Here is a 13,552-nt window from a genome sequence, read left to right as displayed (position 1 = left end):
GCCAGCAGCCCCTGGCAAGGAGAAGTGTTCAGGCGTGGGCGGTGGCGGGCGGACGGGGTGGCTCGGGGACGACTTCGAGGCCGGTAACGGTATTGGCGGTGCGGATGAGGGCCTCCAGCCACCGCTGATTGAGTAGGGCCTGTTTGGAGCTGGTGAAGGTGAAGGAGAGCGGAATGCCGGGGTGAATCCAGATCGTGTTTCGCCCGCTGCCGCCCGCGGGGTCGTCGGCCCAGGTGAAGTGGAACCCTTCCGCGCGTTGAAGTTTGGTGTTGATGACGCTTTGCAGGTGCGCGAGGGTGCGGTCCGCGAAATCGATATTCATTCTCGAGTTATAGGTCAGCCTTCCCATGAGACGCCCTCCTTAATCACGCTCATGGGTCCCACCCCGGAGTACAGGAAGCCGCGTGCTCTGTGCCTGGTTGGGGTGGTCATGGGGTGCGGCCGGTGTCGGTGAAGTCGCTGCTGTCGAAATTGGTGGTCGCGATCTCCGAGCACGCGGGCGAGGGCATCCGCGGTCAGGGAAGACGCCCCGCTGAAAGTGACTTGTCTCATCCATCCACTGTTTCCCCGCCCTGCCCAGTATTCAACCCCCTTGCCAGCGCCACAGAATCCTGTTAGGAATCCCCTGTCGGGGCCGGCTGCGCCGGGAAGAGCCTTTTTGTGAGCCGCTGCGCGGCACGTTCTGACCCCGTTTTTTTTCCTTTCCGGCAGCCGATCGTAGTTCGCTCCCGGCCCTGCGTGCCCGGTTGTCGGGACGCGGTCGCAGGCTCCCTTATTTCGCCCCGATAACTGGGCACTTCGGGCCTCCCGCTCTCAATCGATCTCTCGTGCCGGAAAGGCAAAAAACACGTTGTTTTGAGGGAGAGGACCCACACCATGAACACCACCACCGCACGCACAGCGGCCATGACTGCCACCCTGACTGAACTGTCCCAGGAACACGGTTTCAGCGGTGAACGTCTGGCCCGGATCCTGTGGACGATCGTGTGCGAGCCCGGCGACGCAACCGCCGGGGCCCTGATCGCTGACCAAGGCGCTATCGCAGCCCTGGACCTGGTCCTCGGCGGGACCTGCGAGGACGTCGACGTGGTCGTGCTGCGGGAGCGTGTCCTGCCCCGACTGGAGAGTGCGGAGTTCCGGCAGGTACTGGCCACGATCATCGAGCACGGGCACACGGTGTTGATCCCATCCGATGACGGGTGGCCGGCCGGGCTCCGGGACCTGGGCTCCCGGGCCCCGTTCGCGCTCTACGTCGCCGGGGATCCGGGGCTTCTGGTTCGTGCTGTCCCGAGGATCCTGGTCGGGGGGGGGCACCGGGTACGGGGAGCATGTCCCCATGGAGATCACGGCGGGGCTCGTCGCGCGCGGCCACATCATCGTCGGCACCGGCAGTTACGGCTTCGCCGGGATGGCCCACCGGGCCGCCCTCGCGGCCGGCGGGCACACGGTCGTCGTGTCCGCGTCCGGGCTCGGCCGTCCCTTCCCGGCCGGGGACGGCGACCTCCTGACCCGGATCACCGAGCGGGGTGCGATCGTGACCGAGCTGCCCCCGCACCGGGCGCCCACGAAGTGGACCTTCATCCAGCGCGGCCGCCTCGCCGCCGCCCTGACCGACGCGGTCCTCATCGTCGAGGCCGGGTTCCGGTCCGGGAGCCTGAACGTGGCCGGACACGCCACAGCGCTCGGCCGTCCGCTCGGGGCCGTGCCTGGCCCGATCACGAGCCCGACCAGCGCCGGGTGTTCCCGACTGATCCGTGACCATGGCGCCACCCTGATCAGCACCACTGACGAAGCCGCAGCACTCACCACCGCCTAACCCGCCGGGCCGGGCAGCCGGCCAGCTCCCGAGCTGGCCGGCGAGGGGGAGAAATCCCCCTCGCACTCCCCCGCAGCGGAATATCACACTGATATCACTATGAAACTGCGACGGCGAAGCCGTCAGAAGCGATATGGAGCCGCTGTGCGGCGCTGATTGCCGGGCATTTTGTCCTATCTGGCCAATCATCGTAGCTCCCTCCGTGCCTGCGTCACCCACAGTGCCGGACGCGCCCTGCGGGCTTATTTCGCCCGGCACTGCGGGCACTTCGGCACTCCCGGTCGCTATCGATTTCTCTTGCCAGACAGGCAAAAAAAACAGTTGTTCACGAGGAAAGAGAACCCATGGTCGAGTCCGATTGCCCGTACGAGAACACCTACCCGAGGGAGCGCTACGCGGACGGGTGCGCTTGCAGCGGGTGCACCTCGGAAGGTGCCGTAGATACCCAGCCCGGAGAAACCTGCACCGCGACCCGCTACGCCGACAGCTTCGCCTAAACGAGGAAACAGAAATCATGCTCACCATCACCCACAGCCACGCCGCCGGAACCATGATCGACGGCACCAGTAAAGGCGACGGAACCGCCGACGTCCTCAAGACCGTTGGTTGGCGTTGGGGGCGCAGCATCAGCGCCTGGTTCGTCCCCCAATCCCGCGACCGCCTCCCCAAAATCCACACCATCACCCGCACCCAGGAGGCCTTGGAAGCGGCCGGATTCGAGGTCGAAACCGACATCAATCACGAGCGACGCACGACCGCCGAGGTCGAGGCCGGAAAGATCGGACGTCAGGCCGAGCGGGTCGACGCCCTGGCCGCCACAGCCGACCGCAAGGCAACCGCCGAGGATGCCGCGTGGACCCGCGCCCGGAGCGCGCTTGACCGCCTGCCCGAAGGAGGAGAACCGATCAAGATTGGCCACCACTCCGAAGGTCGCCACCGCAACGCGATCGCCAAAGCAGATAACGCCATGCGTAAATCAGTCGAAGCCAGCACGGACGCCACCCACGCGCAGGCGCGTGCCGACGCCTCCACGCACACCACCGACGCCCGCTACCGGCCCTTGACCGTGGCCAACCGTATCGACACTCTGGGGGCTGAGCTGCGCAAGTTAGAACGACGCATCATCGCCCCGCGCTACGACGACGCACAAGGCTACATCGACGCAACCGACGCCCAGAAGCAGGCCCGAGCAGACCACCTCGCACCGAACCTCGCCGAGAAGCGCGACCAGATCGCGTACTGGGAAGCCGTGCGCGCCGCCCAGATCGAGAGCGGAACGGCAACCAGCTACGACCGCAGCACCGTGAAGAAGGGTGACCGGGTGAAGATCCGCGGCCAGTGGCGCGAAGTCGTCCGCGCCAACCCCAAGACCGTCAGCGTCACCACGGGCTACACGTGGACCGATACCGCCCCGTATGCGGAGATCCAGCAGCACCAGCGGCCCGAATAACTGCCGCGTAGGCCGGCCGGCCGAGGGGCCGACCGCCGTGAGGGGGATGGTGCCCCCTCACACTCCCCCACCAGGTGAATCCGGCCTGGAGGCCGGACCCACACGGAGCCGGCTGCGCCGGCCTGACTCTTTCAAAACATTTCTTCCCTTGGTGGCCAATCATCGTAGTTCGCTCCCGTGCCTGCGTCACCCGCACTCTCGCACGCGGTCGCAAGCTCCCTTATTTCGCACGAGACTGCGGGCACTCCGGCACTCCCGCTCTCAATCGATTTCTCTTGCCACCAAGGGCAGAAAAACGGTGGACGACAACACAACCACTGCCCACGAGAGAGCTCGGGACCCCGCGCACCTCACCAACCTTGGAGAGAGAACCCCATGACCACCAGCATCCGCAGCGTCAAGATCAACCCGACCGAAACCATCAGCGTCCTGGACGTGAACGAGGACAGCATCGGGGCGGACATCATCGCCGCCATCGGTTGCCGGATGTTCGACGTCGTCGGCCTGGAGGACGACATCGACCTCTTCGTCGATGATGAAGGACTCATCAACGGGTCAACCCTGAACCTGCCCGCAACCGTGCTCGCCCACCGGCTCGGCTCCCGCACCGTCATTTTCGGCACCGCCATCGCCGTCAGCGTCACCGGAGACGGTGAAACCGTCGGCCTCTCCGACGCCCAGCTCGCCCGGATCCAGGAGTCTTTCGCGCAGAAGCCCGACGCCGGGACCGTCGACGCCCTAGTGGAGAGTCTGTCCCCGTTCCCCACCGTGGTGAGCATGCTCCGCAACATCTAGCCGCAAGCACCGGCTGGCCCTAACAGGCCAGCCGGTGAGGGGCAACCCGGCGCTACTCTTCCACCGGCACGGTCGCCGATAGCATTCGGGCGCGTAACACCGGCCGTCGGCCGGCGGCGAGGGGCGAGTCCCCTCGCGCTCCCCCACCAAGGCAACCCGTGGTTCTCGCGGGCCCGTCGACCTGATGACGGCGGAGAGGTTTACTGCTTCGAGGCCGGCTTCCTGGTCGTCGGCGGGGTGGTTCGTGCTTCGGCGGTGTCGGCGCGGGTGCGCTGATCACGGGCGTCCTGGCGTGCTTCGGCCAGTTCGGTGCGGATCTGCTCGTACTGCTGGTCCTGGCTGGTGCGGAGATCAGCGACCCGCTGATCCCCGTGGACCCGCTCCCGGCCAGCGTCAGTCCGGGCCGCGTCCCGCTCCACACTCACCGTGGCCACCGAGCCACGAAGCTCACTGACCTGTTCGCGTAACGTTTCACGCTCGGTGCGGAGCTGGTCCAGCTGCTCCCGGGCAACGACCAGATCGGCCTCGGCCCGCTTGGCCCGCCCCGCTTCCTCGTCAGCGCGGGCGACCGCGCCCCGGGCACGCTCGTCCGCTTCCGCCCGCGCCATGACCGCGGCCTCTGCACGGGCTGTCGCCTCGGTGCGGGACTGCTCGGTCTCAGTCAAACGCACCTGAGTATCGGCCAATTGCTCGCGGAGCTCGACCAGTTCCGCCTGCGCCGCCAGGTCCCGGGCCTCCCCCGCACTCCGGGTCTCGGCCAGCTCGACCGTGGCCTGCTCCAGCGCCTGGGCCTGTTCGACCAGTTGTTCGTGAGTCTCGGCCAGGGCGGCCTGCTGCTGCTCGGCGAGCTCGGAAGCCTCGACGGCGGCCGCGTCGGCCTCCACCCGCTCCGCTTCTGCCTTCCGCTGCGCCTGCTCCGCCCGCGTCGCCCGCGCCGACGCCGACGCGACCTGCTCGGCCGCCTCGCTCGTGACGGATTCGATCTGCGCCTCAGCCGCGTCGGGATCCGCGACCGTGCGGAGCTCCTCGACCAGGGCATTCAGCTGGGCGCCGAGGTGCTCGACCATCCCCGCGACCTGACCCCGGAGCTCACTCGCACGCTGCCGCGCAGCATCCACCGGACGTTTCTCATCCTCGACACCCCGCGCAGGCTCCGCACTCAGGCGCCGGCGTGCTCGCCACGCCGCGGCCCGGTTGTGGCCCTCATCATCGCAATACTCCGGCGGCCGCCCCGTCCCAGCCTCCGCAGCCACAGCAGACCGCTCACACCCAGGAAACCGACACACACGCTGCTCCACCGGCACCAGATCGTTCATAACGTCACACTAACAGAACTGAACACAAAACACGTAACAAAACAACGAAACACGATACACGAAAATGCTCACCGTTCGTGTCATTTTTCGAAGTCGTCTGCTGAGAATGCTCAACGGGATGTCAGTAATCCGCTCATCGCGATGTCAGTGAACGGTCAAACTGACGATGTGCGCCCATTCTCGAGACCGTTGGCGCGGGCGGCACCCCGTCACCTATGTGTAGATCCCCAGACCGCTCCCCTGGCCCGCCCGAAACCGCGTACGGACCGATCTGGTCACTGGCCCCGGCCGAACTCGACTCTTGGTCGCTTCTCGGTTTCGATAGCCCGCCAGCTAGCCCTTGCTTGAACTTTGTAACTTCGAAAGTACGTAAGTACGTAAGTACGTAAGTACGTAAGTACGTAAGTTCGGAACTTCGCCCACATTCGTTCATTGGCGCGTTTGCAAGAACCGGTCCAAACGCCTAATGAGTCTGTAACTTCGTGAGTCTGTAACTTCGCAAGTCTGGAATTCCGATTGTCCGGTGTCACGGGAGTTCGTTACTTCGGAAGTTTGTAAGTGCAACACGCGCAAGTTGAATGAGTCTGTAGGTTCCGGACTCTGGTACTTTCGAACTAACAGACTTAGTAACAACCGAACTTCGATACTTACGGAGTCTGGAACTTACAGAGTTACAGAGCGGAGATCAAATGCGGATTGTTTCAATAGCCAACCAAAAGGGCGGCGCCGGCAAGACAACAACAGTGATGAATCTCGCGAGCGTCTGCGCTGAGAACTCCCGAGTCCTAGTTGTCGACGTGGACCCGCAAGGATCATCAGCGTGGTGGGCCGACAGGGCGGGGGACAGCCTTCCATTCGATGTCGCCGACGACACTGACCCGAGAAATCTCGCCCGGCTGCGGGAACTGCCCTATGACGTGGTCTTCGTTGACACCCCAGGTTCTCTTGAAGGACGAGACGTGCTTTCTACCGTCCTGGGGGAGTCCGACTTCGTGATCCTTCCCACCGAGCCGTCGCCACTCGCTTTTGCTCCGTTGATGGCCACGATAAATGAGGTAGTCGTCCCGGCCGGCGTGAACTATCGGGTTCTGGTCAATCGGGTCGACCCGCGTGTTCCGTCGGACCTGGTTGATGCCCAGGGGCTACTAGATGGAGCTGGCTTTGCGCGATTCGAAGCGGCGATTCGCGATTACAAGATCCACAAGATGGCACCCATTGAGGGCCGTGTTGTAACCCAATACGCAGACGGGGACTCCAGAATCGCCAGCAAGGCGCGCGAGGACTACCGACGAGTTGCCCTCGAGCTCGTTTCCTACTGGGCCAACACCAAAGGAGGCAAGTGATGGCGAGAACGAAACTCACCCAGCTGCTCGGCGATCCAAAACGAGAAGCTGCACAGGCAATCGTCCGCGAGCCGGTCATGACTGAATCAGTACCAGTACCAGTACCAGCACCAGCACCAGCACCTGAGATTGCTCCTGCGCCGTCGAGCCGTGCGGCAGTCAAACAGAAGGAGCCAAATGAGGCTCCTGATGTCGGGGGAGGTGCCCACTATCTTTCCTTCGTACGGAAAGAGACTCGCCTACGCGGAGATCAGATGGATGCCCTCGCGGCAAAGGCTCGCCAAATCAACCGAAACAAGACAGACGGCGGGGAGCGCATTACAGACAACACGCTCATCCGCATAGCCGTAGATCTGCTGTTGGCCAGGGCCGACAATCTTGCTGGAAGCACGGAGGATCAACTTCGTAACTCTGTAAGTTCGTAATTTTCTAAGCCGGCAGTGCTAATTACCCCAGGCCGTCAATCAGATGTTTATCTGATGTAGTGTGTAGGTATGAGTACCGCAACCTTCACTGACCTTCTGCGCAAGCCCAAGGAGGTTCTGGCCCACATCGACGAGGGCCAGGTTCGAATCACGCGCCGTGACGGTGACGATCTGGTGATTCTTCGCGGTCACGATCTTGACGTCCTCGAGAATGGTGTCGCGCTGTCGAGTCGATTGATCCGCGCGATCGGCAGGAACAAGGGCGACGTCGCGGCAGCACTGACCGACCTGTTTGCGTGGACGGGGGAGTTCACCCCCGAAGAACTCAGCGCGTACGCGGCCGAGATCGAGCAGCTGCTCTATGCCGCCAGCGAGCTGGGGACGTTTGAGCGGCTGCTGCGCGCGCAGCAGGAGTGGAAGGAAACAGCCTTGGCTTACGCGATGGGTATGCCACCTGTCGAGCCCATCGAGCTTCCAGCTGTTCCTGTCCGCGTTATCCGACCGTAGATGGCAGGGAAGCGCGGTACCCCGGTTCCGCGACCGATCAAGGGCACCGAGTACGAAATCTTCTTCGGCAGTGCTGCAGCCCAACGCGGTTGGACTGATCTGAAGGCGTCCGCGAAGAATGCCCTGGCAGACGCCTTCGACTATCTCACCGCGCATCCCGCGAAGTACGACCCTGATCGCTGTTACCGACTTCGCGGAGATCTCGAAACGGTCCTGGTCAACGGTGAAGCCCTTCCACAGTGGCAGTACAAAGTGACCGACGGTGCACGACTCTGGTACGCCGTTGACGAGCCCAATGCGAAGGCGAAGGAGCCAGGACGCGTGTACATCACGAGAGCCGCCACCGGCCACCCCAATGAAACGGACTCGAAGAAGAACTTCCGCTAGCGGTCCACGACGCGCCACACCCAGCAGCCCGGATGCTGTTCACCCTCACACAACCCTGGGGGAGGGATACGAAGGCGACATCTCACCATGATCCGTCGGGCCGGCCGGTCATCGCAGCGATTTCTGAGAAGGCAACCAGATCCGCTAGTCATCCAACGCGGGTGCGTGCGTAATATGGCCGACATGGACGACCTTGGTGCGCCGAACTGCGAACGATGCTTGGTCCGCATGGCGATCGAGGGCACAGATGAAGGCCCCTTCTGGTGCTGCCCCGAGTGCGGTGTCGTTCGACTCGTCTGACGTACCTCTTCCCGGCTGTACCCAGAGGGCGACGGGTCGATTCCATTGCAGGTGAGGTCGGGGGAGCGGTAACTTCAACAGCATGTGCGGCAGATTCGTGGTCCCCAGCACCACCGACGAGCTGCTGAGCGTCTTCGACGCTACCGGCGACAGCGCCGCCGAGTGGAAGCCCTCGTACAGTGTTGCCCCCACGGATCCGGCACCGATCGTGCGCGAGTGGATCCACGACGAAACAGTGCAGCGTGACCTGGATTTGGCATCGTGGGGATTGAAGCCGGGTTGGGCGAAGCCGGGCGGTCCGGCACCGATCAACGCACGCCTGGAATCGGTGGCCAGTAACGGCATGTTCCGCAGCGCGTTTGCCAGCCAACGGTGCCTGGTGCCCATGGCCGGCTACTACGAGTGGCAGCAGATGGACGACGGCAAACAGCCCTACTTCATCCACAGCGACGGCGATGTGCTGGTGGCGGCCGGCCTGTACGCGGCCCGCCAGGAGGGAGACGTGTGGAAGATCTCATTCACGATCATCACCCGCGCGGCGCGCGACGCGTCAGGTGAGATCCACGACCGGATGCCCGTGTTCTTGACCCCGGACGTGTGGGACCAGTGGCTGCGCCCGGAGAAGATCACCGACAAGGAGGAAGCCCTCTCGATGCTTGACCGCAGCTCCATCGCTATCGCCGAGACAGTGACGGCGTACCCGGTAGCCCGCACTGTGAACAATGTCCGCACGCTCGATCCTGGGGATCCTGCCCTTATTGAGCCTGCGGCCAAAAAAGGGTAGAGCCCGGCGTCCAGCGCAGCCGATTGGAAGAGCTTCAATCGAGGCCGTTAGGCCGCGGACCGAGAGATCACGGGCGGTTGTTTGCGTACAGCCTCGCGTTGGCGCTCCGCACGTACTCGGGCATGTAGATGAGGTCAATTATCCACATGATTGCTGCGCCCAGGAGCAACAGATATCCGAATCCGAATGGAGTGAGTACCCACCCTCCCCACCAGAGAAGCAGGAAGATGATCGCAGTGCGGATGTGACCCAGGTAGAAGTTGTGTGCGGAGACTCCGCCTAGAAGAATGCACAACAGATATGCGGTGGTGGAGTCCTTGGCGCCGGGAGTCTGCTGGATGGGGCCACGTGCCAGCGGGATCGCGTGCTGGACGGGTGCAGTTGCCACCGGGGATGACTGCGCGGTCCACACGGTGCCGTTCCACCAGCGATATAGCGTCGCGTCATTCGGGTCGATGTACCAACCCGGCGGCGCCTCAACGTCGTTACTCACGATCCCCCATCAACATGCTGCATTCGTCCTGTACGGCCTTGCGAAGTCGCGGACCCTACCTGACCGCTTTGGACGGCGACGAAGCGATGCCATCGAGTTGTCGTGGCTTTTCCTTCCACGAACCGTAGCTGGGCAGCCACTCGCCCGTGGCCTCGTACCACCTGACTACCTTGTAGTGACCGAAGAGCGCTGAGCGCACTGCCGCCTGAATTACGGCGTAGGTAATGGCAAGACCGACAACGGACCCGATGATCCAGATAAGGACGTACTCCATATTCGCTCCCCAAGCTTTTTCTCAGCGTAACGAGGTTCGTCGAGCAGGGCGATCACCCCGAAGGGGGAGAACAGCCTGCGGAACGTACCTCGGGATGATCCCTGCCGTCTCTGCCCCAAGACCGGGGAAGGAGCCGGACATCCGAAGGCAGGGCCGCGGAGGAGCACTTGGGACCGGTCGTAGGGTCGAGGCGCACCGGTGACTGCCGGCGCGTCAGTTTCCCCACCCACAGCTCTCAGGAATGGCGGACTTGCTTTGGAGGTGGGTATCAATGCCGCTGGACGAACTAGCCCTGGTGAATCCGAACGGTGTCCCGGATTGCACTTGCATGCAAATAGATCTCGTCGAGTGAATCGATTGGATGGCGCGTCTCGACCTTATCGCCGTCGAAAATCCCGATGTATTTCTGCTTCTTGCTATTGAAGTGCAAGCGAGCGATCGGCTTCCGATTGTTGTCATCAAGCAGAATTGCGAAGTAGGACTTCGCGTCGCGATGCATTACTCGCTGAGGCTTGACCTCGCTGCACGCAATTGCCTTCACGATCTGATACCCCTCGAGCTCATCCAGTGTGGTGAGGATTTCGGTATCGCGGTCCAGGTCGTCTTGAGCCACCGGGATGCTACTGATCGCCTCAGCAGCCGCGTCCGGAGGAGAGAAGTTCGACCCGCCGAGGGCAGTCTTCAGCCTTGCGTTCACCTGATCATTCAGGTACTGCTTCGTAGCCTTCGTGACCAGCGAAGTGAACTGCTCGCGTACTTTTTGTGTAAACGCGCCCTCATAAACCCGGGTCGTGAAAAAGCGAATCCACTCATCTTGTGGCTCCGTGAACTGGGCTGCGATCGTACGTTTGATCTGGCCTATGTATTTCAGTTCTTCGGCGGAACTGATGATGGAATCGAGATCGAAAACATCCTTGGTGAGTTTCCGAAGCTCGGGGATGAGGGTCTCATCAATGTCCAGCAGGTCCAGAACGAGGAACGGTTTCTCATCCATGCGATTGGGGGCGTCGAGGTCGGTGTAGAACTGGTACAACTCGCCATTTGTCAGAACGGCGATACGGGCATTGGTGACCGCGAAGTAGCGGAAAAGCTGGGAAGCATGCTCGATCTTGAGCGGCTCGGATGACTTCTTGCACTCGATGAGGATCTGTACTTCGCCGTCACGCATGATGGCGTAGTCAACCTTTTCGCCGCGCTTCACGCCGACATCTGCGGTGAACTCAGGAACGACTTCAAGCGGGTTGAAAACGTCGTAGCCCAGGATCGTTGAGATGAACGGCATGATGAATGCGTTCTTCGTCGCTTCCTCGGTTTGAATCGCACCGCGCTGATTGCGCACTTTCAGTGCCAATGCCGCCAATAGCTCCGCAAAATCCATGGTTCCCCCAAAATCAAGTCTCTGTTACAGACGTTAGTGCCGGCCGAGGACATCGCTCCGCCAGACTCGCATGCGGCGCCCCAGTTACTGCCTTCTCCACTGGGAGCACCCCGTGGAATTGAATGAGTAGTCCGAGCTCTGGACCGTCACCTCGGCGCGAGTGGCGCCCATGATGAAGTTGTTGTCGATGATCTCGCCGGTCGAATCAAGGCGTTCCCAGTAGCACCCAGCTGACCCTTCCGAGACATAGACCCCGGGCTGGATATTTTCGCCGATTCGGCGAACGCCTGATCCGAACACGGCACCTGATGCCATATCCGCAGCTGCCTTCGCCTGGGCCGTGATCTTCAATTGGATAAAGGGCGCGCTTGGCTGGTCAGGGCAAATGGTCAAAGCGCCAGTCAGTTCCTTCACTTGAGATTCGGAATAGCTCGCGAGTGAGCCGTATGTGCCGAAACTCAAGTCGGCGCAGACGGCATACAAAGTTCCGATCTTGTCGATGCTCGGTGACGCGCCTGACGCCACAGCCGCGTTCTGAACGTCCGTATAGAAGTCCCCCGTCATAATGCCGGGGGTGCAGCTGACGAGTTCCAGCGTTGACGCCCAAACGTCCCGGAAGGTGGGAAAATCGTGGGCCGTGTACTTGGCGTCGTTGCAGCTGATCCGCCAGTCGTGGGGGATCGGTCTATCTCCGATTGTTTCAACCCAGATCGACACCTTGGAGGAGGCAGTTGAAACCTCTGCTGCGGTTCCGCTGTAAAGGATCGTCCTGAGTTTTGTGAGGGCAGCTTCCAAGGCGGCTGTATCTTCAGGTGCTGCATAGTCTGCTGATTCGACGCGGAAGCCTTCACCGGTGATCAGGCGCTCGGCCGCGGCCGACCTGGCATCCCCGAGCTTCCGGCTCGCGGCAGCCGTGGCAAGCGTCGCATCCTTCTCCGCCTTGACAGCGACTGCGGCGATGCGGGCCTGTTCCTCGGAATAGTTGCCGCCAACGGTCATACCCGCAACCCCGACCAGGATTGCCAGAGTCAGTGAAGCAGCGAGAATCTTTCTCTTTCGGGTCCCGAGAGTCGCAGCGAATGCTCTCGCCAGGTAGGGCTTAACTGCTTCGTAGATGACGCCCGAAGCACGCCGGCCTTTTACAAACCATTTGGCCAAGAATCTTGCAAAGGCGTCCAGCGAGGATTCAGGCATGTTTCGAACCTATCGGCGGCGCAGGACGGCATTGGGCCAGAGGTCACCCCCAGAGTGGGTATCCGGTCATGCCAGCTGGGGTACGCCCCAGCTCGACGTCAGGTCAGAGAGTAGGACTGCGGCCAGATAGGGTCGGTTTCTTCATTCCTTGACACTCCCTGGCATGGCTCTTGGAGGTTCCCTGACGCTGACGGGGGTGGACGATGGCGGAACGGGCCCGGGTGGCTGGCTATTGGCCTGAACTTGATGCGGCCGCTGCGGTGGCTATCTACAGGAAAGTCGTGATCACGGAGATGCCGAGCGTGACGTACCCCAGGATGAGTCCTGTGAGTGAGGCGCCGCGTCCGATGCCGCCGAGGCGGGTGCCCATGGCGATCGAGGGCACCGACGACGGCCCCTATTGGTGCTGCCCGGAGTGATTGGTGCTGTCCGGAGTGCGGCTTCGTTCGACTCGTCTGATGTTTCTTCTTGGTGAGGATCATAAGGCGACGATGCCGTTGCTGACGAGGCCAGGGGAGAGCTTGTTTCAACTGCATGGGCGGCAGATACGTGGTCCCCAGCACCACAGCCGAGCTGCTGAGCCTCTTCGACGCCACCGGTAACAACGCCGCCGACTGGCAGCCCTCGTAAGGTGCCCCCCCCACAGACCCTGCACCCATCGTGCGCGAATGGATCCACGACGAAACAGTGCAGCGTGACGTGAACCTGGCGTCGTGGGGATTGAAGCCGGGCTGGGCGAAGCCGGGTGGCCCGGCCCCCGGCAACGCAAGACTGGAATCGGTGGCCAGTAACCGCCCAGTTCGGAGTGGCCATTGACAGGCATGGCCACTCACAACAACTCACTCAGCTCAGGGAAGAGATCGCCGAGCTGCGCCAGGAAGCGCGCAAACAGCGTAGCCGCGCCGACCCCGCAGAAGCACGCCGCGCGGAGCAAACAGATGCTGCCGACACTCGGCCGGCCACGTAAACGGCGGACTTGCTCTGAGGTACTGGCCTCACGCAACCCTGACACGTAGGGGTCCAGCGCGGCCGGTGACACTCACGCTTTCGTACCAGTCGTCCACTTCCGTGGGTGATGGAGAAGTTCTTA

General features: G+C 62.5%; 13 protein-coding genes. 7 read left to right on the top strand and 6 right to left on the bottom strand.

Annotated features, from left to right (window positions below; translation table 11 throughout):
• Positions 1–28 precede the first annotated feature (28 nt).
• Both E3T49_RS14040 and E3T49_RS14035 read right to left on the bottom strand, forming a co-directional pair.
• Positions 29–349 (bottom strand): DUF7882 family protein, encoded by a 321-nt coding sequence (locus E3T49_RS14040; protein ID WP_134425528.1) that lies wholly within the window; start codon positions 347–349, stop codon positions 29–31.
• A 464-nt stretch (positions 350–813) separates the two neighbouring features.
• A complete protein-coding gene (locus E3T49_RS14035) occupies positions 814–1,167 on the bottom strand; it encodes a hypothetical protein (RefSeq protein ID WP_134425527.1) in 354 nt (117 codons plus the stop codon).
• Positions 1,168–1,192: 25 nt separating this feature from the next.
• Between E3T49_RS14035 and E3T49_RS14030 the strand changes: the two genes are divergently transcribed.
• From E3T49_RS14030 to E3T49_RS14020, 3 genes are all read left to right on the top strand, one after another.
• Positions 1,193–1,816: a DNA-processing protein DprA gene (locus E3T49_RS14030; RefSeq protein ID WP_134425526.1), complete on the top strand. Its 624-nt coding sequence runs from the start codon at positions 1,193–1,195 to the stop codon at positions 1,814–1,816.
• 514 nt (positions 1,817–2,330) lie between these two features.
• Positions 2,331–3,266: a DUF3560 domain-containing protein gene (locus E3T49_RS14025; RefSeq protein WP_134425525.1), complete on the top strand. Its 936-nt coding sequence runs from the start codon at positions 2,331–2,333 to the stop codon at positions 3,264–3,266.
• 375 nt (positions 3,267–3,641) lie between these two features.
• Positions 3,642–4,061, top strand: a complete 420-nt coding sequence (locus E3T49_RS14020; RefSeq protein ID WP_134425524.1) for a DUF3846 domain-containing protein — start codon at positions 3,642–3,644, stop codon at positions 4,059–4,061.
• A 200-nt stretch (positions 4,062–4,261) separates the two neighbouring features.
• Here the strand turns inward: E3T49_RS14020 and E3T49_RS14015 are convergent, their stop codons facing one another.
• Positions 4,262–5,179, bottom strand: coding sequence for a coiled-coil domain-containing protein (locus E3T49_RS14015; protein WP_174722431.1), 918 nt, complete (start codon positions 5,177–5,179; stop codon positions 4,262–4,264).
• A gap of 887 nt (positions 5,180–6,066) precedes the next feature.
• On the opposite strand from E3T49_RS14015, the gene E3T49_RS14010 reads away from it, so the two are divergent.
• From E3T49_RS14010 to E3T49_RS13990, 4 genes are all read left to right on the top strand, one after another.
• Positions 6,067–6,720 (top strand): ParA family protein, encoded by a 654-nt coding sequence (locus E3T49_RS14010; RefSeq protein WP_134425523.1) that lies wholly within the window; start codon positions 6,067–6,069, stop codon positions 6,718–6,720.
• A gap of 494 nt (positions 6,721–7,214) precedes the next feature.
• Positions 7,215–7,652, top strand: a complete 438-nt coding sequence (locus tag E3T49_RS14000; RefSeq protein ID WP_134425521.1) for a hypothetical protein — start codon at positions 7,215–7,217, stop codon at positions 7,650–7,652.
• The gene (locus tag E3T49_RS13995) at positions 7,653–8,039 is read left to right on the top strand and encodes a hypothetical protein (RefSeq protein ID WP_134425520.1); all 387 of its coding nucleotides are present in this window, start codon (positions 7,653–7,655) and stop codon (positions 8,037–8,039) included.
• 382 nt (positions 8,040–8,421) lie between these two features.
• Entirely contained in the window at positions 8,422–9,123 is a 702-nt protein-coding gene (locus tag E3T49_RS13990; protein WP_134425519.1) for an SOS response-associated peptidase, read from the top strand.
• Between the two features lie 67 nt (positions 9,124–9,190).
• Here the strand turns inward: E3T49_RS13990 and E3T49_RS16255 are convergent, their stop codons facing one another.
• The 3 genes from E3T49_RS16255 to E3T49_RS13975 all read right to left on the bottom strand — a co-directional run bounded on the left by E3T49_RS16255 (position 9,191) and on the right by E3T49_RS13975 (position 12,462).
• Complete coding sequence (locus tag E3T49_RS16255) at positions 9,191–9,616, bottom strand: NINE protein (RefSeq protein ID WP_166785563.1); 426 nt, start codon at positions 9,614–9,616, stop codon at positions 9,191–9,193.
• A 560-nt stretch (positions 9,617–10,176) separates the two neighbouring features.
• Positions 10,177–11,268 (bottom strand): type I restriction endonuclease, encoded by a 1,092-nt coding sequence (locus E3T49_RS13980; protein ID WP_134425518.1) that lies wholly within the window; start codon positions 11,266–11,268, stop codon positions 10,177–10,179.
• An 84-nt stretch (positions 11,269–11,352) separates the two neighbouring features.
• Complete coding sequence (locus E3T49_RS13975; protein WP_134425517.1) at positions 11,353–12,462, bottom strand: hypothetical protein; 1,110 nt, start codon at positions 12,460–12,462, stop codon at positions 11,353–11,355.
• Between the last annotated feature and the right edge of the window lie 1,090 nt (positions 12,463–13,552).

Source organism: Cryobacterium cryoconiti, assembly GCF_004403065.1.
Lineage (GTDB): Bacteria > Actinomycetota > Actinomycetes > Actinomycetales > Microbacteriaceae > Cryobacterium > Cryobacterium cryoconiti.
Note: the sequence above shows the minus strand (reverse complement) of the source record. Positions and strands in the feature narration are given on the sequence as shown.

Bases quoted from the DNA above. Each gene is read 5' to 3' on its own strand.
- E3T49_RS14040 (WP_134425528.1), bottom strand. From the start codon at position 349: ATGGGAAGGCTGACCTATAACTCGAGAATGAATATCGATTTCGCGGAC.
- E3T49_RS14030 (WP_134425526.1), top strand. From the start codon at position 1,193: ATGACGGGTGGCCGGCCGGGCTCCGGGACCTGGGCTCCCGGGCCCCGT.
- E3T49_RS14025 (WP_134425525.1), top strand. From the start codon at position 2,331: ATGCTCACCATCACCCACAGCCACGCCGCCGGAACCATGATCGACGGC.
- E3T49_RS14020 (WP_134425524.1), top strand. From the start codon at position 3,642: ATGACCACCAGCATCCGCAGCGTCAAGATCAACCCGACCGAAACCATC.
- E3T49_RS14010 (WP_134425523.1), top strand. From the start codon at position 6,067: ATGCGGATTGTTTCAATAGCCAACCAAAAGGGCGGCGCCGGCAAGACA.
- E3T49_RS14000 (WP_134425521.1), top strand. From the start codon at position 7,215: ATGAGTACCGCAACCTTCACTGACCTTCTGCGCAAGCCCAAGGAGGTT.
- E3T49_RS13995 (WP_134425520.1), top strand. From the start codon at position 7,653: ATGGCAGGGAAGCGCGGTACCCCGGTTCCGCGACCGATCAAGGGCACC.
- E3T49_RS13990 (WP_134425519.1), top strand. From the start codon at position 8,422: ATGTGCGGCAGATTCGTGGTCCCCAGCACCACCGACGAGCTGCTGAGC.
- E3T49_RS13980 (WP_134425518.1), bottom strand. From the start codon at position 11,268: ATGGATTTTGCGGAGCTATTGGCGGCATTGGCACTGAAAGTGCGCAAT.
- E3T49_RS13975 (WP_134425517.1), bottom strand. From the start codon at position 12,462: ATGCCTGAATCCTCGCTGGACGCCTTTGCAAGATTCTTGGCCAAATGG.